The sequence below is a fragment of the Bradyrhizobium sp. P5_C11_2 genome, from assembly GCF_054049755.1.
On record NZ_JBFULT010000208.1, the window covers coordinates 1 to 22,611 of the forward strand.

The 22,611-nt window shown below is 65.2% G+C and carries 18 protein-coding genes; 8 read left to right on the forward strand and 10 right to left on the reverse strand.

Translation table 11 applies throughout. The features are described 5' to 3' along the window. From ACXJL8_RS19970 to ACXJL8_RS19980, 3 genes are all read right to left on the reverse strand, one after another. On the reverse strand, positions 1-313 hold a 313-nt coding region (locus ACXJL8_RS19970), incomplete at its 3' end, for a CoA-binding protein (protein ID WP_456685442.1). Between the two features lie 114 nt (positions 314-427). Next, the gene (locus ACXJL8_RS19975; RefSeq protein WP_456619479.1) at positions 428-997 is read right to left on the reverse strand and encodes a class GN sortase; all 570 of its coding nucleotides are present in this window, start codon (positions 995-997) and stop codon (positions 428-430) included. A 196-nt stretch (positions 998-1,193) separates the two neighbouring features. Next, positions 1,194-3,458 carry a marine proteobacterial sortase target protein gene (locus ACXJL8_RS19980; protein ID WP_456619480.1) on the reverse strand — a complete coding sequence of 755 codons (2,265 nt, stop codon included), beginning with the start codon at positions 3,456-3,458 and terminating at the stop codon, positions 1,194-1,196. A 183-nt stretch (positions 3,459-3,641) separates the two neighbouring features. On the opposite strand from ACXJL8_RS19980, the gene ACXJL8_RS19985 reads away from it, so the two are divergent. Next, positions 3,642-4,412 (forward strand): helix-turn-helix transcriptional regulator, encoded by a 771-nt coding sequence (locus tag ACXJL8_RS19985; protein ID WP_456619481.1) that lies wholly within the window; start codon positions 3,642-3,644, stop codon positions 4,410-4,412. 79 nt (positions 4,413-4,491) lie between these two features. Here the strand turns inward: ACXJL8_RS19985 and ACXJL8_RS19990 are convergent, their stop codons facing one another. Next, positions 4,492-5,715, reverse strand: a complete 1,224-nt coding sequence (locus tag ACXJL8_RS19990; protein ID WP_456619482.1) for an ABC transporter substrate-binding protein — start codon at positions 5,713-5,715, stop codon at positions 4,492-4,494. Between the two features lie 87 nt (positions 5,716-5,802). Beyond that, positions 5,803-7,353, reverse strand: coding sequence for an acyl-CoA synthetase (locus ACXJL8_RS19995; protein WP_456685443.1), 1,551 nt, complete (start codon positions 7,351-7,353; stop codon positions 5,803-5,805). Positions 7,354-7,624: 271 nt separating this feature from the next. Here ACXJL8_RS19995 and ACXJL8_RS20000 point away from each other — a divergent pair, with 271 nt between their 5' ends. The 7 genes from ACXJL8_RS20000 to ACXJL8_RS20030 all read left to right on the forward strand — a co-directional run bounded on the left by ACXJL8_RS20000 (position 7,625) and on the right by ACXJL8_RS20030 (position 16,543). Further along, positions 7,625-8,761 carry an acyl-CoA dehydrogenase family protein gene (locus tag ACXJL8_RS20000; protein WP_456619484.1) on the forward strand — a complete coding sequence of 379 codons (1,137 nt, stop codon included), beginning with the start codon at positions 7,625-7,627 and terminating at the stop codon, positions 8,759-8,761. A 133-nt stretch (positions 8,762-8,894) separates the two neighbouring features. Then, the gene (locus ACXJL8_RS20005) at positions 8,895-10,058 is read left to right on the forward strand and encodes an acyl-CoA dehydrogenase family protein (RefSeq protein ID WP_456619485.1); all 1,164 of its coding nucleotides are present in this window, start codon (positions 8,895-8,897) and stop codon (positions 10,056-10,058) included. Next, positions 10,058-10,714 (forward strand): glutathione S-transferase family protein, encoded by a 657-nt coding sequence (locus tag ACXJL8_RS20010; RefSeq protein WP_456619486.1) that lies wholly within the window; start codon positions 10,058-10,060, stop codon positions 10,712-10,714. The genes ACXJL8_RS20005 and ACXJL8_RS20010 overlap by 1 nt, the downstream gene beginning before the upstream one ends. Before the next feature lie 238 nt (positions 10,715-10,952). After that, positions 10,953-11,753 carry a helix-turn-helix domain-containing protein gene (locus ACXJL8_RS20015; RefSeq protein WP_456619487.1) on the forward strand — a complete coding sequence of 267 codons (801 nt, stop codon included), beginning with the start codon at positions 10,953-10,955 and terminating at the stop codon, positions 11,751-11,753. A gap of 222 nt (positions 11,754-11,975) precedes the next feature. After that, entirely contained in the window at positions 11,976-12,842 is an 867-nt protein-coding gene (locus ACXJL8_RS20020) for a 3-keto-5-aminohexanoate cleavage protein (protein WP_456619488.1), read from the forward strand. Between the two features lie 111 nt (positions 12,843-12,953). Then, positions 12,954-14,570: an acyl-CoA carboxylase subunit beta gene (locus ACXJL8_RS20025; RefSeq protein WP_456619489.1), complete on the forward strand. Its 1,617-nt coding sequence runs from the start codon at positions 12,954-12,956 to the stop codon at positions 14,568-14,570. Further along, positions 14,567-16,543, forward strand: coding sequence for an acetyl/propionyl/methylcrotonyl-CoA carboxylase subunit alpha (locus tag ACXJL8_RS20030; RefSeq protein ID WP_456619490.1), 1,977 nt, complete (start codon positions 14,567-14,569; stop codon positions 16,541-16,543). Before ACXJL8_RS20025 ends, ACXJL8_RS20030 begins: the two co-directional genes overlap by 4 nt. 168 nt (positions 16,544-16,711) lie before the next feature. Here the strand turns inward: ACXJL8_RS20030 and ACXJL8_RS20035 are convergent, their stop codons facing one another. The 5 genes from ACXJL8_RS20035 to ACXJL8_RS20055 form a co-directional block, all read right to left on the reverse strand. After that, positions 16,712-17,698 carry an ABC transporter ATP-binding protein gene (locus ACXJL8_RS20035; RefSeq protein ID WP_456619491.1) on the reverse strand — a complete coding sequence of 329 codons (987 nt, stop codon included), beginning with the start codon at positions 17,696-17,698 and terminating at the stop codon, positions 16,712-16,714. Continuing rightward, positions 17,695-18,702 carry an ABC transporter ATP-binding protein gene (locus ACXJL8_RS20040; RefSeq protein WP_456685444.1) on the reverse strand — a complete coding sequence of 336 codons (1,008 nt, stop codon included), beginning with the start codon at positions 18,700-18,702 and terminating at the stop codon, positions 17,695-17,697. Before ACXJL8_RS20040 ends, ACXJL8_RS20035 begins: the two co-directional genes overlap by 4 nt. Continuing rightward, a complete protein-coding gene (locus tag ACXJL8_RS20045) occupies positions 18,702-19,595 on the reverse strand; it encodes an ABC transporter permease (RefSeq protein ID WP_456619493.1) in 894 nt (297 codons plus the stop codon). Before ACXJL8_RS20045 ends, ACXJL8_RS20040 begins: the two co-directional genes overlap by 1 nt. A 218-nt stretch (positions 19,596-19,813) precedes the next feature. Next, positions 19,814-20,761 (reverse strand): ABC transporter permease, encoded by a 948-nt coding sequence (locus tag ACXJL8_RS20050; RefSeq protein WP_456619494.1) that lies wholly within the window; start codon positions 20,759-20,761, stop codon positions 19,814-19,816. A 31-nt stretch (positions 20,762-20,792) separates the two neighbouring features. Further along, positions 20,793-22,391 (reverse strand): ABC transporter substrate-binding protein, encoded by a 1,599-nt coding sequence (locus ACXJL8_RS20055; protein ID WP_456619495.1) that lies wholly within the window; start codon positions 22,389-22,391, stop codon positions 20,793-20,795. Positions 22,392-22,611 lie beyond the last annotated feature (220 nt).

Here is a 22,611-nt window from a genome sequence, read left to right on the forward strand (position 1 = left end):
CCGCAAAGCGCGCGGGCACCAGCACCAGCACGTGATCGGGCTTTTCGGGCAGGCTCGCGAAATCCTTGTAGCAAGGGACGCCCCAGATGGTTTCGCGCTTGGCATTGACCGGATAGAGCCCGCCCTCGAAGCCATATTTGACCAGATTGTTCCAGATCCGCTCGGCATAGTTGCCGGGCTTGTCGGTCGCGCCCACCAGCACGATGTTGTGCGGGTGCAGCATGGCGTGAATGCCCTTGACGATGTCGCTGGCGTCGAGCGGCGGAGACCATGGGCGCGGAGAGGAGGATGCAGCAGATACGCGAGCTTCCATGGCGTGACCTCACCTGTTGTTCTTCTTGGTGGCGCGTCACTCAGTTCTATGGCGAGTTCTTCGCGGTAGCAACCACATGGTATGCCGTGTGATGGAATGAGCGATGCATCGCTGCTATTCATTCGCTCCAATCAGGACGCCATGCAGGACATAACGTTCGGGACCGGACGTAACGGCGTCGAACGGCCAGCAGGTGGCGAGCACGAGCTCGACATCCTGTGTCGCGGGATCGATGCCCGATGCGTCGAAACGGACAACGGCCGACGAATCCACGCGATAGCGGAAATGCCTGCCGTCGCGGCGGGTGATCTCGATCACGTCTCCGATCGCAACATTCCGCAAGAACCGGAAATGTGTATCGCGATGTGCGGCATAGACCGCAACGCCGCGTTCGCCGGCATCGACTGTCCGCTCAATATGGCCGGGTCCGAAAGCGAGCGCCTGGCCGCTGGTGCCGTCCAGCACGATCGCGCTGGCGCCGATCCGCTTCACCTCGATCCGGGCGACCGGCCAGGTGTCGGCCCATGACCACGGCTTGACCGTCTGGCCCGTCGCGACGCTTCGGTCGAACGCGCGCTCCAGCAGCACCTGCGCGAGCCAGGCTTTTGCATGGATGTAGGCGCCGTCGCCGAACAGGATGAGGCCGATCAGCGCCAGGGCCAGGGGAGAGATGAGGCGGGGCATGTGTCTCTCGGATGTTGTCGTTCCGGGGCGCCCGAAGGGCGAACCCGGAACCTCGAGATTCTCAGGTGCGCAATTGCGCACCATAGTTCGATGCTTCGCATCGCCCCGGAATGACATTCCAATAAAAAGGCGCGCGCGGCCGTTAAGGGGACGGGCAGCCGCGCGCGCTAACAGAGGAGTTCGGGGGGCTCCTCTCTCAAACGGCGTCAGTGAGCAAGGGCCGACGCCGGTTGAATACGAACAGGATCAGGGCGAGCACGATCAGGATCAGGCCTCCGATCATCTTCAGCTCGGCCGAGGTTGCAGTCTTTGGCAGGCGGATCGCGTCGGGCGCGGCAGGTGTCGGCCGCCTCGTGGCCGGCTGGCCGCGTGCATCGGCGTGGCGCTCACGCAATTGCCCGGGGGCCTGCTGCGGTCGTTCGCCAAACACCTTCTCGAAATCCCAACCGGCCGGCAGGTTGATCGGCAGTTCGCTGAGCTTGAGCGGTTCGCCTTCGGGACGGCTCGGCGTCTTGTCGACCGCGATGAGGCTGGTCAGCCGCGTGACGATCTGATGGTCGAGCGCCAGCGCCAGGATCGTCTTGTCGGTCTCTTCCGGTGTCATCTCGCGCATGGTGCGCGCGACTTCCGCATCGCCGATCTTGCGCTTCGCCCACAGCTTCGACAGGCCCTTGCCCTCGGCGGCGTTTTGCAGCGGCAGCGTCACCGACCACGGCCGGTCGCCGACCCGTCCCTTGATCTCGAGCGAACCCGCGAGCTTGTCGAGTCGTGCGGCGAGAACCAGCGGCTCGTCGCGATAGACGTCGGGAATGATCGCCGGGGTAACGTCGGCCTTGGCTTCCGAGAACTTTGCGCTGAGGGCGGTCACCGCCGGATTTTCCAGCTTCGCGAACAGGCCGCGCATGCGCTCCTCGACCTGCTCGACGGAGCCGATATGGGTGAAGGCGCCGCGGCCGAGCTCGGAAGCGCGGGTCATCAGATAGGTGTTGGGTGCCGACCCGATGCCGACCATGAACACGCGCGAGCGGCCGCGCATCGACGTGATGGTCTCGAACAATTGCTGTTCGTTGCCGATCGCGCCGTCGGTCAGGAACACGATCTGGCGAACCATGCTGGTCTCGCCGAGCTTGTCGGTCAGCGCGGCGCGCATCGCCGGCACCATCTCGGTGCCGCCGCGCGCCTGCAAGGCGCTGACGAACGAGGTCGCCTCGCCGACATGCGCGGCATCCGCCGGGACGGAGGCGGGAAACAGCACGTCCATGGTGTCGTCGAAGCGGATGACGTTGAAGCGGTCATTCGGCTGGAGGCGGCCGAGCGCGTAAAGCAGGCTCGCCTTGGCCTGAACGATCGACGTGCCGCCCATCGAGCCGGAATTGTCGATCACGAACACGACCTCGCGCGGCAGCGGCTTCTGCGTCGCCTGCTCGGCGCTCGGCGGCGTGACAAAGGCGAGCAGGTAATCGGCATCGCCGACATGCTCGCGGAACAGGCCGACCGATGGTGCGTTCTGGGCCGCCGGCTTCCACGTCAGTTCGAAATCGCGGTCGGCGGGCACCGCGCCGTCGGCGAGCGTGACGATGCGCGTCGCGTTGTCCGGGCTCTCGGTCTTGACGTTATGATGGTGGCTCTTGACCTCGCCGAGCGCAAAGCCGGCCTTCAGACGCACCGTGATGCTGGTCGGGTTAACGGGCGCATTCTTGGCGGGATCCAGCACCGTCGGGGAAATACGATCGCGGTCGGGCACCGGATCGGACGTGGCGGTGCCCCAGCCGGAGCCGTCGTTGCGGAAGTCGACGCTCTGCACGATCGGCGCCGGATTGTAGCGCGGTGCGACCACCAGCGGGACGCGCAGCGAATATTCAGTGCCGGATTGATGCACCGGCTCCTGGTATTCGATCTGCACCAGCACGGTTTCGCCGGGACCGATATTGGCGACCGCGTTGGTGAAGATGTTGGGACGCTCCTGCTCGGTGAGCGCGGCCTTCTGGCCGGCGCGGCGTGCCTGCTCGTAAATGACGCGCGCCTCTCGCCGCTCCTTGATGTCGCCGACGATGACGCGGTCGCCGACCACCATCTTCAGCGTGTCGACGGCGCCGTCGGTGGCGAGCGGATAGACATAGGTCGCCTCGACCCAGTCCTTGCTCGGATTACGGAAGATCTGCGTGATGCGGGCGCGCAGCGTCGGACCGGACACCGTGATGTCGACGTCGATGCCGAGGCGGATGGCTTCGGTGTAGGCGCCGTCCTCCTTCAGGAGGAGGGTGCCGGACCGGGCGTCGCCGGGCTGGAGCAGGCTGGCCTGCTCGGTCGTCGCCGACCAGCCCGGCTCGAAGCTCACCAGCAGCGCCATGAAGGCGACCAGCATCACGGCGATGCCCTGCACGAGAAGAAACAGTCCGAGCTTGATCAGTCGGCCCAGCATCGGGTGATCGTCGTTGCCGGCTGCGTCGTAGGTGTCCATTTGACCTGCTCCCGAAGGATGTTTGCTGCCTTCAGCATCCGTCGGAAGGGCAGATTTCGCGAGCAGAACGATCGGTAATGTTCCGCCGCGGCCGGCCGGGCGAGGCGCCGCCGGGGCGGCGATGTGCGGTTTTGTGCTGACTTGTCCGCCCTGCTAGAGTGGCCGCCTGGAGCAGGGTTAAAGATGCAGACGCAGGACAAGCTCTCCGACAATCAGCTCTCCGACGAGCAAAGCCGCGAGATCGCGGAGATGATCCGCGAGGAGCTCGCCAGACGCCGGATCTCGCGGCAGGCGCTGGCCGAGCAGGCCAAGCTCAGCCTGTCGACGTTGGAGAAGGTGCTCGGCGGACGCCGCCCGTTCACGCTGGCAACTACGGTCCGGCTGGAGCAGGCGCTGGGCGTGTCCCTGCGCAAGAGCACCGTCGTGGTGACGCCTCCGGCCGCAAACGATGTCGCGCCAGACAGCCTCGGCTCCTATGCGCATCGCGCGGTGACCTGGCTCGAGGATGTCTACATCACGCTGCGACCGTCGTTCGGCGCCAAGGACGCGATCTTTGCCTATCGCACCGAGATCGTCTGGGAGCCGAAGGTCCCGTCGCTGGTGTTCCGCGAGGGCGAGCGGACCGATGCCGCCTATGAGCACACCGGCGAAGTGGCGGTGCCCCACCAGTCCGGCTTCATCTACCTCGTCATCATCAAGCACGGCCAGCATCGCGTGATCACGGTGTCGCGGCCGACGGTCGCCGGCGAGATGTACGGCATCATCTCGACGCTTCGCGCCGGCCCCGGCTCGCAACTGACGCCGATCGCGGCGCCGATCGCCTATGTGCCGCTCAGGAACGTCCCGAAGCCGTCGCTGGGACGGGTCGCACCCGATGACGCCAACTACGCCTTGTATCGAACGCATCTGCGCCGCACGGTGGAAGAGCCGTTCGCGCTGTTCTTGCCGGCATAGCTTCACCTCGGAGGTCCGCCGATAAAGAGATGGCGGCCTCGCGGCCGCCATCTCCCATGCACGGACCGTTCGCCGAGAACTAGCCGCCCGTTTCGGCGCTGATGATATCGCCGAACAGCTCCCACTGGCCCTTCTTGAACCGCCACATCTTGAGCTGCTCGATCGGTGCGAAATCCGTGGAGGAGGTGTTGATCTTGATCCCCGGGATCAGCGTGTCGGGGACGAAGTCTTTCAGGCTGGCGGCCTGCTTCATCACGTTCTCACGGGTCAGATTGTCGCCCGCCTGCTTCAGCACCTGCACCATCGTCTGGGCCGCGGCATAGGCGTACACCAGATTGGCGTCCGAAATGTTCGCGCCGGGCATGTACTTGTCGATGAAGACCATGAACTTCTTCATGCCCTCATCGTCCTTCCACTGCGGATCCGATGCATCCTTCAGATAGCCGGCCGACAGCACGCCTTCGGATGCATCGAGCCCGGCCGGCTTCATCACCGCACCGATGGACACCGAGACGTCCGTCATCAGGTGCATCGGCTTCCATTCGAGCTCGGCGATTTTCTTGATCGCCTGTGCCGCGAATTTCGGCGTTGCGATGTTCACGAAGACGTCGGCGCCGGTGCCCTTGAGCTTGACGATATGGGCGTCGATCGACGGCTCCGACGTCTCGTAGCTCTCCTCGGCCACGATCAGCTTCGACGCCTTGTCGCCGAACACGTCCTTGATGCCGGCGACGTAGTCCTTGCCGAAATCGTCGTTGGCATAGAAGATCGCAACCTTCGCGTCCGGCTTCTCCTTCAGAATGTATTTTGCGAAGATCTGTGCCTCGACCCGGTAGCTGGGCTGGAAGCCCATGGTCCAGGGAAAGGCCTTCGAGTCGTTCCACTTGCTGGCGCCGGTGGCGAGGAAGAGCTGCGGCACCTTCTTGGAATTGTGATACTTCTGCACGGCGGTCTGGGTCGGCGTGCCCAGCGCGTTGAAGACCAGGAAGACCTCGTCGCTCTCGATCAGCTTGCGGATCTGCTCCACGGTCTTCGGCGGCGAGTAGCCGTCATCGTAGGAGATCCAGTTGATCTTGCGGCCGTTGATGCCGCCCTGGTCGTTGATCATCTTGAAATAGGCTTCCTCGGTCTTGCCGATGATGCCGTAGGCGGAAGCGGGACCGGAATAGGCTTCGACATTGCCGATCTTGATCTCGGTGTCGGTGACGCCGGTGTCGTACGCCTTCTGCGCATACGCGGATGGGGTCGCAAACAGCGTCAGCGCCGTTGCTGCGGCAAGCAGGGAGAGTTTCTTGTTCTTCATGGAAATTCCTTGGGTTTTCTTTGGGGTTTCTTCTGGGTTTGAGCAGGCACGTCAGAAACGAAGAAGCGCCCGCGAGGGGCGCTCTGGTCAGGCGTCGGCGACTTTCTTGTCGACTTCGGACGTTGCCGAAAATTCCTTGCGCAAGGTCGGCTTGTGGATCTTGCCGGTGGCATTGCGCGGCAGCGCATCGACGAATCGGATCTGGCGCGGGCATTTGAAGCGCGCGAGATTGGCCGCGCAATGCGCCAAGACATCGGCTTCGGTCAGCCGCTCCCCCGGCTTGACCGCGACGATGGCGAGGCCCACCTCGCCCCATTGCGGATCGGCAATGCCGATCACGGCGGCTTCCGCGATCGCGGTGAGCTGGTGCAGGACGTTTTCGACCTCGGCCGGATAGACGTTCTCGCCGCCGGAAATGTACATGTCCTTCCAGCGGTCGACGATGTAGTAGAAGCCTTCCTCGTCGATTCGCGTCGCATCGCCCGTGTGCAGCCAGCCGTCGGTGAAGGACGTCTTGTTCGCCTCCGGCCTATTCCAGTAGCCCGGCGTGATGTTCGGCCCCTTGACCCAGAGCTCGCCGAGTTCGCCGATATCGGCATCGCTGCCGTCCGGCCGCACGATCCGCACCTCCGTGTGCAGTACCGRCTTGCCGGCGGAGCCCGCTTTCCGCGCCGCATCCTCGCGATCGAGCACCAGCACGGCCGGCGAGGTCTCGGTCATGCCGTAGCCCTGCTGGAGCGCGACGCCGCGCGCCTCCCAGACTTTCAGGAGCGGCACCGGCATCGGCGCGCCGCCGACACCGCCGACGATCAGCCGGGTAAGATCGGTCGTCGCAAACGCCGGATGCTGCGCCATGAACTGGTAGATCGCAGGCACGCCGAAGAACACGTTGATGCCCTGCGCGGGATCGTTGATCAGGCCGAGCGCCGTGCCGGGATCGAAGGCGCGCATGATCATCACGGTGCCGCCGGCGTGCAGCACCGGATTGGTGTAGCAATTCAGCCCGCCGGTGTGGAACAGCGGCAACACGGTGAGCAGCACCGAGGATGGCCCAATGCAGGCCGGGCCGCCGAGATTGACGCAATTCCAGAAGGTCATGCCATGGGTGATGGTCGCGCCCTTCGGATGGCCCGTGGTACCCGAGGTGTACATGATGGTCGAGACGTCATCGAGCGTGACTTCTTCGGCGCGGTCGAGCGGCTTTGCGGCGGCGATGCCGGCCTCATAGGTGCCGCCGGGGCCGAGCAGCAGGCTTGTCGCGACGTTGCAGAGTTTTGCAACGCTCAGCGCGGTCTCGGCCAGATCAGTATCGTGGATCATCACCTTCGGCGCGCAATCAGCGGTGATGAACTGGAGCTCGGGAACGGTGAGGCGGGTGTTGAGCGGCACGAAGACGGCGCCGAGCCGGCCGCAGGCGAATTGCACCTCCAGCGTATCGGTGGTGTTCAGTGCCAGCACCGCGACGCGGTCGCCGCGCGAGATATTGAGCGCATGACGCAGGAAGGAAGCGAGGCGCGAGACGCGCGCGTCGAGCTGCGAATAGCTGAAGCGGCGCTCGCTCGCGAGATCGATGACCGCGACCTTGCCGGGCGTGCGGCGGCCATGATGGGCGATCCAGTCGTAGTAACGAACGGCCAAAAATTCCTCCCTCGGCGGTCTTACGCTGCCCTGCGTCTTCATTGCCGTGCACCATGCCCGGCGTGGCCGTGAAGGCCCGCCGGAGTTTGTGCAGCACGTCTTTTTTGCCTTGGAGTTGGTCCGCGAGGGACGGAAACTGTCTTGCGTTGAGTTGCTAGCGCACGGCCTGCCCGGAGCGACTCCCTCGGGCCAGCCACTCCGCGCAAGTGAGCCGCCGATGTTCCGGCCATGGTGCGACAACCCAGTCGCCGTCAGCGAAGGCGAAAGCGCAATGAAGAGCCCGTTCTACACCGCCGATCACGACGCCTTTCGCGACGTGATGCGCCGCTTTGTCGAGAAGGAGATCGAGCCTTTCGCCCATGAATGGGACGAGGCCGGCGAATTTCCCCGCGTGCTCTACCGCAAGGCCGCCGGGATCGGGCTGCTGGGGCTCGGATTTCCCGAGGAATACGGCGGTATCCCGGCCGACCAGTTCATGAGGATCGTGGCGAGCCAGGAGCTGGCGCGCGCCGGTGCCGGTGGCGTCAGCGCCAGCCTGATGAGCCACACCATCGGCTCGCCGCCGATCGCGCGCGCAGCGCGCCTGGAGGTTAGGGCACGTGTGCTGCCGCAGGTGCTCGCCGGCGAAAAGATCTCCGCGCTCGCGATCACCGAGCCGGGCGGCGGCTCCGATGTCGCGGGCCTGCGCACCAAGGCGCGCCGCGACGGTGATCACTACGTCGTGAGCGGCGAGAAGACCTTCATCACCTCGGGCATGCGCGCCGACTATCTGACCGTTGCGGTGCGTACCGGCGGCGAGGGCGCCGGCGGCGTCAGCCTGCTCCTGATCGAAGGTGACACGCCCGGCCTGTCGCGGACGAAACTGAAGAAGATGGGCTGGTGGGCCTCCGATACCGCGACGCTGCATTTCGACGAGTGCCGTGTGCCCGCCGGGAATTTGATCGGCGAGGAGGGCCAGGGCTTCAAGATCATCATGCAAAATTTCAACAGCGAGCGCATGGGCATGGCGGCGGGTTGTACCGCTTTCGCCCGCGTCTGCCTCGACGAGGCGATTGCCTACGCCAAGGAGCGCAAGACGTTTGGCAAGCCGCTCGCCCAGCACCAGGTGATCCGCCACAAGATCGTCGACATGGCGCAGAAGGTGGCGGCGTCGCAGGCGATGCTGGAGATGCTGGCCTGGCGGCTCGAGCAGGGCGAAAGCCCCGTCGCCGAAATCTGCATGATGAAGAACCAGGCGACGCAGACCATGGCGTTCTGCGCCTCGGAAGCCGTACAGATCTTCGGCGGCGCCGGCTTCATGCGCGGCATCAAGGCCGAGCGCATCTACCGCGAGGTCAAGGTCAACGCCATCGGCGGCGGGACGGAGGAGATCATGAAGGATCTGGCCTCGAGGCAGATGGGGCTGTGACAACCGTCGTCCCGGGGCGCGCGTAGCGCGAACCCGGGACCTAGAGCTGAGTCCAACATATCGAGATTCTCCGATGCGCGATTGCGCATCGTAGTTCGACGCTTCGCGCCGCCCCGGAATGACAGGAAGCAAAATGCTATTCACCGCCGACCACGACGACATCCGCCGCTCCTTGCAAAAATTCATCGCCAACGAGATCAATCTTCATGTCGATGAATGGGAGAAGGCCGACATCTTTCCGGCGCACACGCTGTTCAAGAAGATGGGCAGCCTCGGCTTCCTCGGGCTGAACAAGCCGGTCGAGTTCGGCGGCTCGGGTCTCGACTACTCCTATGCGCTGATGATGGCGGAGGAGTTGGGCGCCATCACTTGCGGCGGCGTGCCGATGGCAATCGGGGTGCAGACCGACATGGCGACGCCGGCGCTGGCGCGGTTCGGCTCCGACGAGGTGCGGCGGGAATTCCTCAGCCCGTCGATCTCCGGCGACTACGTCGCCTGCATCGGCGTTTCCGAGCCCGGTGCGGGTTCGGACGTCGCCTCGATCAAGACCAGCGCACGTTCGGACGGCGACGACTACGTCATCGATGGCGGCAAGATGTGGATCACCAACGGCACCCAGGCCGACTGGATCTGCCTGCTCGCCAACACCGGCGATGGGCCCGTTCACCGCAACAAGTCGCTGATCTGCGTCCCCATGAAGGCCAAGGGCGTCACGGTCGCGCGAAAGCTCGACAAGATGGGGATGCGCTCCTCCGATACCGCGCAGATCTTCTTCGACAATGTCCGCGTGCCCAAGCGCAACCGGATCGGCGAGGAGGGCAAGGGCTTCACCTACCAGATGATCCAGTTCCAGGAGGAGCGGCTCTGGGGCGCGGCGGCCTGCCTGAAAGCGCACGAATACATCATCAACGAGACCATCGAGTATACCCGCAACCGAAAAGCGTTCGGGAAGTCGATCCTCGACAACCAAATCGTGCACTTCAAGCTCGCGGAGATGCAGACCGAGGTCGAGCTGTTGCGCGCGCTGATCTATCGTGCCGGCGAGGCGCTGGTGGCGGGTGAGGACGTCACAAAGCTCGCGACCATGGCCAAGCTGAAGGCCGGCCGGCTCGGCCGCGAGCTCACCGACGCCTGCTTGCAATATTGGGGCGGAATGGGCTTTACCAACGAGACGCCGGTCAGCCGCGCCTATCGCGACAGCCGTCTGACCTCGATCGGCGGCGGCGCCGACGAGGTCATGCTGATGGTCCTGTGCAAGATGATGGGCACGCTGCCCGGAAGTAAAGGTAACGTCTGATGATCACGCTCTATCACTGCGACGCCGCGCGCTCGTTCCGCCCGCTCTGGATGCTGGAGGAGATGGGGCTGCCGTATGAGTTGAAGATGCTGCCGTTCCCGCCGCGGGTGTTCGCCAAGGAGTATCTCGCGCTCAATCCGCTGGGCACGATTCCCTTCATGATCGACGGCGAGACGAAGATGACCGAGTCCTCCGGCATCTGCCACTACCTCGGCACCAGATACGCCCCGACGCCGCTGATGGTGGACGTCGAGGATCCCGCCTATGGCGCCTTCCTGAACTGGATGTATTTCAGCGACGCCACGTTGACCTTCCCGCAGACGCTGGTGCTCCGCTACACCCAGCTCGAGCCGGAGGAGCGCCGCAACCCGCAGGTCGCCGGCGACTACGCCAAATGGTTCCTGGGCCGGCTGCGCGCGGTCGAGGCAGCGACCGCGAATGCCGCAACCTTGTGCGCCGGCCGCTTCACCGCCGCCGACATCGTGATCGGCTACGCGCTCCGCCTCGCCGACAACATCGGGCTCGCCAAGGATTTCGGGCCAAATGTCGCAGCCTATTGGGCGCGCTTGCAGCAACGCGAGGGCTTCAAGCGCGCGGTTGCGGTGGAACAAAAGGCCGGAATTGAGCAGAACGTCGCGCCAAGGGTGAGGGCGTAGTCTCCGTTGTCGTCCCGGCGAAGGCCGGGACCCATACCCCCAGGGAGACGCGGTATGGGTCCCGGCCTTCGCCGGGACGACGGTGTTGATGAAGGGTTCCGAGCCGGCTCTACAGCCGTCCCGGAAGGCYGCCTTTTTGCGCCTCATGACAGCGCTATCCCGTCGTGACACCGCCTGAATTTAGGCTAAGGTGACCTCCGTCCGCAGCGGCCAGAGAGCCGCGCGAGGAGGACCGCCAATGGAAGATCTGGGTCGCGAATCCGACCATCTGATGCTGATCACGCCGGAACGGGTGTTTTACGCCGGCCTGCTCGGCCGCCCGCGCAAGCGGATCCCCGGTTGCTGCCAAGTCTATGTCGCGGTCAAGGGCAGCCTGCATCTGACGATCGACGACGGCCACGCCTCCGGCGAGCTGTTCGTCACCCTGCCGAACCAGCGGCATTCCATCGCCAGCGATTACCGCACCGCAATCAGCGTGACGCTGGAGCCGGAAAGCATGCCCGATGGCGTGCTGGAGGCCCTGGCCGAGCGGCTCACCGGGCCGGACAAGGCCGTCTATGCCCGCAAGATCCTCGCCGCCTACGCGCTGCTGCGGCAGCGCCGCTATGGCGACATCACCACTGCCGAATTCGACGAGATGTGCTTTGGCGAAGCGCTGCCGCGCCGCGTGCTCGACCCGCGGGTGATGCGTGCCGTCGCGCGCATCGAGCGCTTCTCCGGCGAGCCGGTGACGGCGGATACATGTGCTGCGGAAGCAGGCCTCTCGGCCTCGCGCTTCCTGCACCTGTTCAAGGAAGAGACCGGCATCTCGTTCCGGTCCTTCCGCGCCTGGAAGCGCGCGCGGCACCTGCTGCATTTCGCCAACCAGGACCTCAACCTCGCCCATCTCGCGCAGGACATCGGCTATCCCGACAGTACCCATTTCAGCCATTCGATCCGCCGCTTCTACGGATTGAAGCCGCGCGCGATCTTCGTCGGCTCGCGCGATCTCGCGATCTATCGCAGCAGCGAGACGGTGCGGCTCGCGGAAGCGAGCTGAGCTCGCTTCGTAGGGTGGGTTAGCGCAGCGTAACCCACCTCTTTTGCCTCCGCGGAGATAGACAGTGGTGGGTTACGCCAGCGGACTGCGCTTCGCGCAGCCGCAGGGCTAACCCACCCTACGACACCTCGTTTTTCCGCTAGCTTCTCCGCGCAAGAAGCCGCATGTCGCGCGTCCCATGATCGCAAGCGTTGAATTCTCAACGTGCGAGACATCTGACGCATGAGCGACAAGGCCGTCATCACCTGCGCGCTGAACGGCGTGCTCACCGACCCGAAGCAGCATAACGTGCCGGTCACGCCGGAGCAGATGGCGCGCGAGGCCAGGGCCGCGTATGACGCCGGCGCCAGCATCATGCATATCCATCTGCGCCAGCAGGCGCCGGACAAGGGGCACCTGCCGTCCTGGGACGTCGGCGTCAGCAAGGAGATCCAGCAAGCGATCCGCGAAGCCTGCCCCGGCGTGATCATCAATCACACCTCGGGCGTCTCGGGGCCGAACTACTCGGGCGCGCTCGACTGCATCCGCGAGACCAGGCCGGAGATCGCGGCCTGCAACGCCGGCTCGCTGAATTATTTGAAAGTGAAAGCCGATAACAGCTGGGCCTGGCCGCCGATGATGTTCGACAACGCGGTCGAGAAGGTGAAGGACTATCTCGACGTCATGAACGCGGTCGGCACCATCCCCGAATTCGAATGTTTCGACGTCGGCATCGTCCGCTGCGTCGGCATGTACAACCAGGTCGGCATGTACAAGGGCCCGCTCGAATATAATTTCGTGATGGGCGTCGCCTCCGGCATGCCGTCGGATCCCGATCTGCTGCCGATCCTGCTCAAGCTGAAGCGCCCCGAGGCGCATTGGCAGGTCACCGCGATCGGCCGCGAGGAGATCTGGCCGCTGCACCAGCGCTGCGCTGAGCTCGGCGGCCATCTGCGCACCGGGCTGGAGGACACCTTCTATCTCGCCGACGGCAGGAAGGTGACCTCGAACGGCCAGCTGATCGAGGCCGCGGCCGCCTGCGCGCGGCGCGCGGGCCGCGAGATCGCGAGCCCGGCGGAGGCGCGGAAGATCTTTGGGACGAATCGCTGAACGTCGTTCCGGGGCGCACGAAGTGCGAACTATGGTGCGCAGTTGCGCACCTGAGAACCTCGAGATTCCGGGTTCGATGCTGCGCATCGCCCCGGAATGACGGAGTAAACTGTGTCCATTCTCGAAAACACCATCTCCCCCGGCAGTGCCGCCTATCACGCCAACCGCGACGGCATGCTCGGCCTGATCGACCGCATGCGCGCGCTGGAAGAGCGCACGCGTGCCGCGTCCGCCGCGGCCAAGGATCGCTTCCACAAGCGCGGCCAGCTGCTGCCGCGCGAACGCGTCGCGCTGGTGCTTGACCCCGGCGCGCCCTTCATCGAACTGTCGACGCTCGCCGGCTACATGTTCGACGTATCAGATCCGAACAAGAGCGTGCCCGGCGGCGGCGTCATCGCCGGCATCGGCTTCGTCTCGGGCATCCGCTGCATGGTCAGCGCCAGCGATTCCGGCATCGACGCCGGCGCGCTGCAACCTTTCGGCCTCGACAAGACGCTGCGGGTGCAGGAGCTCGCGCTGGAGAACAAGCTGCCTTACGTCCAGCTTGTCGAAAGCGCCGGCGCCAATCTCTTGCGCTACCGCGTCGAGGATTTTGTCCGCGGCGGCAACATCTTTCGCAACCTCGCGCGGCTCTCGGCGGCGGGCCTGCCCGTCGTCACCGTGACGCATGGTTCATCGACCGCGGGCGGCGCCTACCAGACCGGCCTGTCCGACTACATCGTCATGGTCCGCGGCCGCACCCGCGCCTTCCTCGCAGGTCCCCCGCTGCTGAAAGCCGCAACCGGCGAGATCGCGACCGAGGAAGAGCTCGGCGGCGCCGAGATGCATACCCAGGTCTCCGGCCTCGGTGATTACCTCGCCGAGGATGATCGCGACGCGCTGCGCATCGCACGCGAGATCATGGCGGCGCTGGAGTGGGAGCGCCCGGGCAAGGCTGCTCCGCAATTCAAGCCGCCGCGCTACGACCAGGACGAGCTGCTCGGTATCATGCCGATGGACCACAAGCGCCCCGTGGACATGAAGCAGGTGATTGCCCGCATCGTCGACGATTCCGACTTCACCGAGATGGCGCCGAATTACGGCCCCGCCACCGTCTGCGGCCATGCCCGCATCGAGGGCCAGGCCATCGGCATCATCACCAACAACGGTCCGCTCGATCCCGCCGGCGCCAACAAGGCGACGCATTTCATCCAGGCCTGCTGCCAGACCCGCACGCCGATCCTCTATCTGAACAACACCACCGGCTACATGGTCGGCAAGGCCTATGAAGAAGCCGGCATGATCAAGCACGGCTCGAAGATGATCCAGGCGGTGACGTCGGCGACGGTGCCGCAGATCACCATCTATTGCGGCGCCTCGTTCGGCGCCGGCAATTACGGCATGTGCGGGCGCGGCTTCCATCCGCGCTTCTGCTTCTCCTGGCCCAACGCCAAGACCGCGGTGATGGGCGGCGAGCAGGCCGCCGAGACCATGGCCATCGTGACAGAGGCTGCCGCCGCACGGCGCGGCAAGCCGGTCGAGAAGGACAAGCTCGACGCCATGAAGGCGCAGATCGTCGGCGTGTTCGACGGCCAGATGGACGTGTTCTCGACCAGCGCGCGCGTGCTCGACGACGGCGTGATCGATCCGCGCGACACCCGCGCGGTGCTGTCGGAGGTGCTCGCGATCTGCCGCGAGGGCGACGCACGCACGCCCCAGCGCATGCAGTTCTCGGTGGCCCGGCCATGAGGAACGGATCAGTGCAGCACCGGCCGTTCTTCAAGGTTTTGGTCGCCAACCGCGGCGAGATCGCGCTGCGCGTAATGCGCAGCGCGCGGCAGCTGGGCTTAAGCGTCGTCGCGGTCTATTCGGATGCGGATCGCGATGCGCTGCATGTGCGGCAGGCCGACCGGGCCGTGCGCATCGGCGAAGCGCTGCCGGCGCAGTCCTATCTCAACATCCCCGCCATCATTGCTGCCGCAAAGGCCAGCGGCGCGGATGCCGTCCATCCCGGTTACGGCTTCCTCGCCGAGAACGAGGCGTTTGCGCAAGCCTGCAAGGATGCCGGCCTCGTCTTCATCGGCCCGTCGCCGCAGGCGATCGAGGCGATGGGCAACAAGGCGGGCGCCAAGGCGATCATGGCGAAGGCGGGCGTGCCCATTGTGCCCGGCTATCAAGGCGCTGACCAGAGCGACGAGGTCATGCTTGCGGAGGCCAAGAAGATCGGCTTCCCCGTCATGATCAAGGCGGTCGCCGGCGGCGGCGGCCGCGGCATGCGGCTCGTGACGGATGCCGCGTCCTTTCCGGATGCGCTGCGCAGCGCGCGATCGGAGGCCAACGCGGCGTTCGGCGATCCAACCGTCATCCTCGAACGCGCCATCCAGAATCCACGCCATATCGAGATCCAGGTGTTCGGCGACAGCCATGGCAACGCCATCCATCTCGGCGAGCGCGACTGCTCGGTGCAGCGGCGGCACCAGAAGCTGATCGAGGAAGCGCCGTCGCCCGCGGTGAATTCAGAGCTGCGCGCGAAAATGGGCGAGGTCGCGGTCGCTGCGGTCAAGGCCCTGCGTTACGAAGGCGCCGGCACGCTGGAATTCCTGCTCGACCCCAGCGGCGAGTTCTACTTCATGGAGATGAACACACGCCTCCAGGTCGAGCACCCCGTGACCGAGGCCATCACGGGGCTCGATCTCGTCGAGCTGCAACTGCGCGTCGCGCGCGGCGAGCCATTGCCGGTGAGGCAGCAGGACGTCAGGTTTTCGGGCCACGCCATCGAGGTGCGGCTGTGCTCGGAAGACGCCAGGCAAGATTTCATGCCGCAGTCCGGACGCATGGCGCGCTGGCAGGTGCCGGACGGATTGCGTGTCGAGCACGCGCTGCAGTCGGGCTCGGAGATCCCGCCATTCTACGATTCCATGATCGCCAAGGTCATCGGTCATGGCGCGACGCGCGAGGAGGCGAGGGGACGGCTGATCGTCGGCCTGGAGCAGCTCACGGCGTTCGGCGTGACCACCAACCAGGCGTTCCTGATGGCCTGCCTGCGCCACCCCGGCTTTGCCGGGGGTGAAGCGACGACGGCGTTCATCGGAGCCCATCGTGACGAGCTGCTGGCGCCGCGAACGGATACCGCATTCGTTACCGCGCTGGCGGGCCTGCTGCTCTACGTCACCAATCCGCGCGCGCCGTCATGGCACAGCGGACGGAGTCTCGCGGCAACATTTCCGCTCCCGGTCAAAATCGAGATCGCCGGCCACACGCATGAGCTCGAAGTGACGCGCGAACGCGACGGCGGCTATGTCGTCGCGACCGACGGCGGGCAGGACAGGTTCGAGATCGACCAGCTCGATGCCGACGCCATCCGCTTCCGCCATGGCGGCGTGATGGACAGCGCGACATTCCTGCGCGACGGCGACCGGCTCCACCTCGCGCATCGCGGCATCCCGGTGGCGGTCACCGATCTCACCCTCGCCGCGCCGAAGGCCGCTGCGAGCAACGGCGGCGACGGCAAAGTCCGCGCCGCCATGAACGGCCGCGTCGTTGCCGTGCTGGTCAAGCGAGGGGACCGCGTCAGCGCCGGCCAGCCGGTGCTGACGCTGGAAGCGATGAAGATGGAGCACGTCCACAAGGCCGGCATCGACGGCGTGATCGCCGCGATCGACGTCGCCGAAGGCGAGCAGGTGACCACCGGCAGGATCGTGGTGGAGATCGGGCCGGCTTAGTTAGCGCGGCAAACCCAACTGGTCGTCCCGGCGAAGGCCGGGACCCATAACCACAGGATTGGGTTTGGCGATGACTGGCAATGAAGAGTTATCCCGCGGTACTGGCACCGGCACTCACCGATGGATCACGCGGTATGGGTTCCGGCCTTCGCCGGGACGACGGCGGAATTATTGTCCGCGCCCCGTCCCCTCATTCAGCAAACACGCCACCTGATGCCCGGCGCCCGCTTCCACCAGCGCCGGCCGCTCCGTCCTGCACCGATCCATCGCAAACCGGCATCGCGTGTGAAACGCGCATCCCGGCGGCGGGTCGACCGGGCTCGGCACGTCGCCGTCGACCAGCGGCGCGAGCTTCTTGGCAAACGGGTTCGCAACCGGCACCGAGGCGAGCAGCGCCTGCGTGTAGGGATGCCGCGGATTGCGGAACAGCTCGTCCTTGTCGGCGATCTCGACGATGCGGCCGAGATACATCACCGCGACGCGGTGGCTGATATGGGCGACGACCGCCAGATCATGAGCAATGAAGAGATAGGAGAAGCCGTGCTGCCGTTGCAGGTCGATCAAGAGGTTGATCACCTGCGCCTGGATCGAGACGTCGAGCGCCGAGACCGGCTCGTCACACACGATCAGCCGCGGGCCGAGCGCCAGCGCCCGCGCGATGCAGATGCGCTGGCGCTGGCCGCCGGAGAATTGATGCGGGAAGTTGCGCATCTGGTCGGGCCGCAGCCCCACCTGCTCGAACAGCTTTGCGGTGCGCGCCTCCAGCGCCTTGCCGGTCGCGAGCCCGTGCACCGCCAGCGGCTCGCCGACGATATCGCCCGCCGTCATGCGCGGATTGAGCGAGGCGAACGGGTCCTGGAACACGATCTGCATCGACCGGCGATGCGGCCTGAGCTGCGTCTTGGAGAGACGGGTAATGTCCTCGCCGTCGAGGCGGATCTGGCCCGAGGTCGGCTCGACCAGCCGCAGCACGCTGCGCGCCACCGTCGATTTGCCGCAACCGGATTCGCCGACCAGACCCAGCGTCTCGCCCGTGCCAAGCGAGAACGAGACGCCGTCGACCGCATGCACGGTGCCGACCTGCCGGCGCAGCACGCCGGCGCGGACCGGATAGTGCTTTTTGAGGTCGGTGACTTCGAGCAGCGGCCCGGTCATGCCACCTCCGCCACTTCGGCCGCGCGCCAGCAGGCCGCGAGATGGCCGCCGCCCCAATCCTCCAATGGCGGATAGTCGTCCAGGCAGCGCTTGATCGCGAGCTTGCAGCGTGGTGCGAAAGCGCAGCCTTGCGGCAGCCGGACCAGCGACGGCACGGTGCCGGGGATTTCGTTCAGCCGCACTTGGGCGGCGAGACCGGATGCCGGCACCGCCGGGATCGAGGCCATCAGCCCGCGCGTATAGGGATGTTTTGGCGCAGCGAACAGCGCCTCGACGGTTGCTTCCTCCACCTTCCTGCCCGCATACATCACGATCACGCGCTGCGCGGTCTGGGCGACGACGCCGAGATCATGGGTGATCAGCACGAGCCCGGTGCCGAGTTCCTTTTGCAGGTCAAGGATCAACGCCAGGATCTGCGCCTGGATGGTGACATCCAGCGCGGTGGTCGGCTCGTCGGCGATCAGCAGCGCCGGCCGGCAGGCCAGGGCCATCGCGATCATGGCGCGCTGGCGCATGCCGCCGGACAATTGGTGCGGATATTCCCGCGCGCGCCGCGCAGGCTCCGGAATGCGCACCAGCCGCAGCATCTCGACCGCAATATCCTGCGCCTCCCTGGCCGACACCGTCCRGTGCAGCCGCACGGCCTCGCTGATCTGGCTGCCGATCCGCATCACCGGATTGAGCGAGGTCATCGGCTCCTGGAAGATCATGGAGATGCGGTCGCCTCTGATCGCGCGCATGCTCGCTTCATCCAGCGCCAGCAGCTCGGTGCCTTCAAGCGTGACGGAGCCGCCGACGATGCGGCCGGGCGGATCCGGCACAAGCCGCATCAGCGACAGCGCGGTCACGCTCTTGCCGCAGCCGGATTCGCCGACGATCGCCAGCGTCTCGCCGCGCCTCACGGCGAACGAGACGTCGTCCACCGCCTTGAACAGACCGGAGTTCGTGAAGAACACCGTCTTCAGGTTCTTTACCTCGAGCACGAGATCGGTTGCCTGTTTCATCAGCCGCGCTGCCGGGGATCGAGGATGTCGCGCAGGGCGTCACCGAACAAATTTGCGCCGAACACCGCGAGGCTGATGGCGATGCCCGGGAAGATCACGAGCCACGGCGCGGTGCGGACATATTCGGCCGCGGATTCCGAGAGCATGCGGCCCCAGGACGGATAGGGCTCGGGAATGCCGAGGCCGAGGAAGGACAGCGAGGCCTCGGTGAGGATGGTCGAGCCGAGCTGGGCGGTCGCGAGCACGATCAGCGGTGCCAGCGTGTTCGGCAGCACGTGGCGCAGCGCGATGCGCACCTCGCTCATGCCGATCGACTTGGCGGCCTCGATGAAGGGCAGTTCGCGCAGCGCCAGTGTGTTGGCGCGGATCACCCGCGCAACCGTCGGGATCAGCGGAATGGCGATCGCGATGATCACGTTCGGCAGTGACGGGCCGAGGGCTGCCGTCATCACCAGCGCCAGCACCAGCAGCGGCAGCGCCTGGAGCACGTCGGAGACGCGCTGGAATACGAGATCGACCCAGCCGGAGAGATAGCCGGAGGTCAGTCCCACGATCACCCCGATCGAGCCGCCAAGCGCGGTCGAGCCGATTCCGACCGCGAGCGAGATCCGCGCGCCATGGATGATGCGGCTGAACACGTCGCGGCCGAAGGAATCCGTGCCCATCCAGTGCGCCAGGCTTGGGCGCGCCAGCGCGCGGGCGGAGTCGATCGTCAGCGGATCGTAGCGTGCGATGAAGTCGGCGAAGATCGCGGTGAGCACGAACACGGTCATGATGACGAGCCCGGCAGCGCCGAGCACATGCCGCTGCGCCAAAAACAGCACGCGCCGCCAGCCGCCCGTCGCATGCGCCCCGGCGCGCCGCAGTTCAAGGTCATAGTCGATCGCGGCCATCGGTCTACCTTCCCCCTCTCCCCGCCTGCGGGGCCGCGACGAGCTTCGCTCGCGCTGGAAGGGTCGGGGTGAGGGGGGCTCTCCGCGGGGGAGGTGACAGTCGGACTCGCGGACACTCCCCCTCACCCGAATTTGCGCTCCGCGCAAATTCGACCTCTCCCCGCAGGCGGGGAGAGGTGAAGGAACGCGCAAGCGCTGTGTGGGCGACAATCATACGACTAATCCGTGTACCGAATCCGCGGGTCGAACACCGCGTACAGCATGTCGACGATGAAATTCGCGCTCACCACCACGACGGCGATCAGCATCACGAGGTTCTGCACGATCGGATAGTCGCGCCAGCGGATCGCCTCGACCAGGAAGCGCGCGACACCGGGGATGTTGAACACGGTTTCGGTGACGATCAGGCCGCCGATCAGGAATGCGGCCTCGATGCCGATCACCGTAATCACGGGCAAGATCGCGTTCTTCAGCGCGTGCTGGTAGTTCACGGAGGCCTCGGAGGCGCCCTTGGCGCGCGCGGTGCGGATGTAGTCCTGGCGCAGCACCTCCAGCATCGAGGAGCGCGTGATGCGCATGGTCAGCGCGGCGCTGCGGAAGCCGACGGCGGCGGCGGGCACGGCGTAGGTCGCGAAAGCTTCCAGCCAGGTCGCCGGATTCGGGTTGAAGATCGGCATCTGGCCGAACATCGCCACCGACGCGGTGAGGATCAGCAAGCCCAGCCAGAACGAGGGCAGGGACAACCCGCTGAGGCTGACGACCCGCAACGCGTAATCGAGCCTTGTGCCCTGCTTCACCGCGCTGATGACGCCGAGCGGAATGCCGATGGATGCGGAGAACAGCAGCGCAAGGCCGGCGAGCCGGGCCGTGATCGGGATCCGCGGCAGGATTTCCTGAAGGGCTGGTTTCTCCGAGACATAGGAGTAGCCGAAATCGCCGCGCAGGAAGCCGCTGATCCAGTGCAGATATTGCACCGCCAGCGGCCGGTCGAGGCCGAGCTCCTTTTCAAGGTTGGCCTTGTCGGCCGGATCGACATAACCGGCCGCGGCAAACAGGATGTCGACGATGTTGCCGGGCACGACGCGCAGCAGGAAGAAGATGACGATCGAGATCCCGAACAGGGTCACGAGCATCAGGAACAGGCGCCGCACCAGATAGGCAAACATCTCTCGCCTCCGAGCTCGTCAACCGCCTGCGCTACTTGTCCATCCAGACGTCCTCGTAGCGGTATCCGTTGTAGGAGCTGTTCGACATCACCGTGACGCCCTTGACGTAGGGCTGCCAGCAGGTGCCGGCATGCGCATGGAAGATGATCGGGCGGGCGACGTCCTCCTGCAGCTTCTTGTCGATGTCCCACACCAGCTTCTTGCGCTTGTTGATGTCGGTCTCCTGCGACTGCGCGTCGAACAGCTTTTCGATCTCCTTGTTGCAGTAGTTGGTGTAGTTGCGCTCCGAACCGCAGGAATAGTTCTCGTAGAACGACTGGTCGGGATCATCGACCGCGCTGCCGGTCAGATTGAGGCCGAGCATGTAATCCTTGCGCGCGATCTTCGAAAACCAGTTCGCGGTTTCGACGACATCGAGCTCGCCGTCGATATAGATGCTCTTGAGCTGGTCGATCAGGATCACCGCGGGATCGCGATATTCCGCGAGGTTGCGGGTGGAGACCTTGACCGCAAGGTGCTTGTCCGGGCCGTATCCCGCCTTCTGCATCAGTTTGCGCGCCTCCTCGCGGTTGGCGTTCGCATCCGGTCCATAACCTGGAATGCGCTCCAGCATGTCCTTCGGCATGCCCCAGAGACCCTGCGGCGGCGGCAGCATCGTGCCGCCGATATCGGCCTGCCCTTCGAACAGGATGGACACGAAGGCCTTGCGGTCGAGCGCCATCGCCATGGCGCGGCGAATGTCGATGTTGTCGAAGGGCGGCGACGTTGAATTTACGATGATGTTGGTCGAGACGTTTGTGGGCTCGACAGTGCAGACCGCAGTCGGCGACTGGGATTTCACGTCCTTCAGCAGCGGGATCGTGATATGCGTCGGGAAGGTCATGTCGAATTTGCCGGCGACGAAGGCGAGGATGGCCGTCGAGCGGTTCGGGATGATGGTGAACTCGATGCCGTCGAGATAAGGCCGCCCCTCCCGCCAGTAGTCGGGATTGCGGGTCAGCTTGATCGACTCATTGGCCTTGAACTCCACGAACTTGAACGGGCCGGTGCCGATCGGATGCGTGCGCATGTCGCCGGGAGAGACGTGGCAGGGATAGACCGGCGTGTAGCCCGAGGCGAGCAGTGCCAGCAGCGAAGGCTGCGGCCGCTTCAGATTGAAGGAAACCTCGAAGTCGCCGCTGACGGTGACGTCGTTGACCTGTTCGTACCAGGTCTTGCGCGGGTTCTGCCGGAACTTCTGCTGCGATTTGCCCATCAGCATGTCGAAGGTGCATTTGACGTCCGCCGAGGTGAACGGCTTGCCGTCATGCCATTTCACGCCCTGGCGCAGCTTGAAGGTCAGTGTCTTGCTGTCGTTCACCCAGGCCCAGCTTTCCGCGAGCTCCGGAATGATCGTGTCCATGCTGTTCTGCGCCACGTCCTGCTTGTAGATGACGAGGTTGTTGAAGACCGGCATGAAGGGAACATTGAGCGAGTAGGTCGCGCCTTCATGGATCGAGGCGTTGCCGGGGCTGTCGCGGTGGTACATCCGCAAAATCCCGCCCTGCTTGGGCCCGCCGGCGAATGTAACGGTCGAAAACGCCAGCAAAGATAGCGCCGCCGTCGCGGCAAGCGCCCATACGCTCCGCATCCTCGTCCTCCCTGGACATTAGTCTCTTGGGCCTTTTGCGGCCTGTTTGTCAGGACGATAGCCGACGCAGGCGTAGCGAGGCAACCGGCAAGGCCGGCCGCCTCCTCGACAATTCGGATGACGGAAGGCCGCAGGGCTCGTGGCTGGTGCAACGCAAATGTAGGGTTGGTAAAGCCGCCACAAACTCAGTGTCGTCCCGGCCTAGTGCGCAATTGCGCAC

Bases quoted from the DNA above. Each gene is read 5' to 3' on its own strand.
- ACXJL8_RS20050 (WP_456619494.1), bottom strand. From the start codon at position 20,761: ATGTTTGCCTATCTGGTGCGGCGCCTGTTCCTGATGCTCGTGACCCTG.
- ACXJL8_RS20035 (WP_456619491.1), bottom strand. From the start codon at position 17,698: ATGACCGGGCCGCTGCTCGAAGTCACCGACCTCAAAAAGCACTATCCG.
- ACXJL8_RS20030 (WP_456619490.1), top strand. From the start codon at position 14,567: ATGAGGAACGGATCAGTGCAGCACCGGCCGTTCTTCAAGGTTTTGGTC.
- ACXJL8_RS19990 (WP_456619482.1), bottom strand. From the start codon at position 5,715: ATGAAGAACAAGAAACTCTCCCTGCTTGCCGCAGCAACGGCGCTGACG.
- ACXJL8_RS19975 (WP_456619479.1), bottom strand. From the start codon at position 997: ATGCCCCGCCTCATCTCTCCCCTGGCCCTGGCGCTGATCGGCCTCATC.
- ACXJL8_RS20000 (WP_456619484.1), top strand. From the start codon at position 7,625: ATGAAGAGCCCGTTCTACACCGCCGATCACGACGCCTTTCGCGACGTG.
- ACXJL8_RS20015 (WP_456619487.1), top strand. From the start codon at position 10,953: ATGGAAGATCTGGGTCGCGAATCCGACCATCTGATGCTGATCACGCCG.
- ACXJL8_RS20005 (WP_456619485.1), top strand. From the start codon at position 8,895: ATGCTATTCACCGCCGACCACGACGACATCCGCCGCTCCTTGCAAAAA.
- ACXJL8_RS20020 (WP_456619488.1), top strand. From the start codon at position 11,976: ATGAGCGACAAGGCCGTCATCACCTGCGCGCTGAACGGCGTGCTCACC.
- ACXJL8_RS19985 (WP_456619481.1), top strand. From the start codon at position 3,642: ATGCAGACGCAGGACAAGCTCTCCGACAATCAGCTCTCCGACGAGCAA.
- ACXJL8_RS20055 (WP_456619495.1), bottom strand. From the start codon at position 22,391: ATGCGGAGCGTATGGGCGCTTGCCGCGACGGCGGCGCTATCTTTGCTG.
- ACXJL8_RS20010 (WP_456619486.1), top strand. From the start codon at position 10,058: ATGATCACGCTCTATCACTGCGACGCCGCGCGCTCGTTCCGCCCGCTC.
- ACXJL8_RS19980 (WP_456619480.1), bottom strand. From the start codon at position 3,458: ATGGACACCTACGACGCAGCCGGCAACGACGATCACCCGATGCTGGGC.
- ACXJL8_RS20045 (WP_456619493.1), bottom strand. From the start codon at position 19,595: ATGGCCGCGATCGACTATGACCTTGAACTGCGGCGCGCCGGGGCGCAT.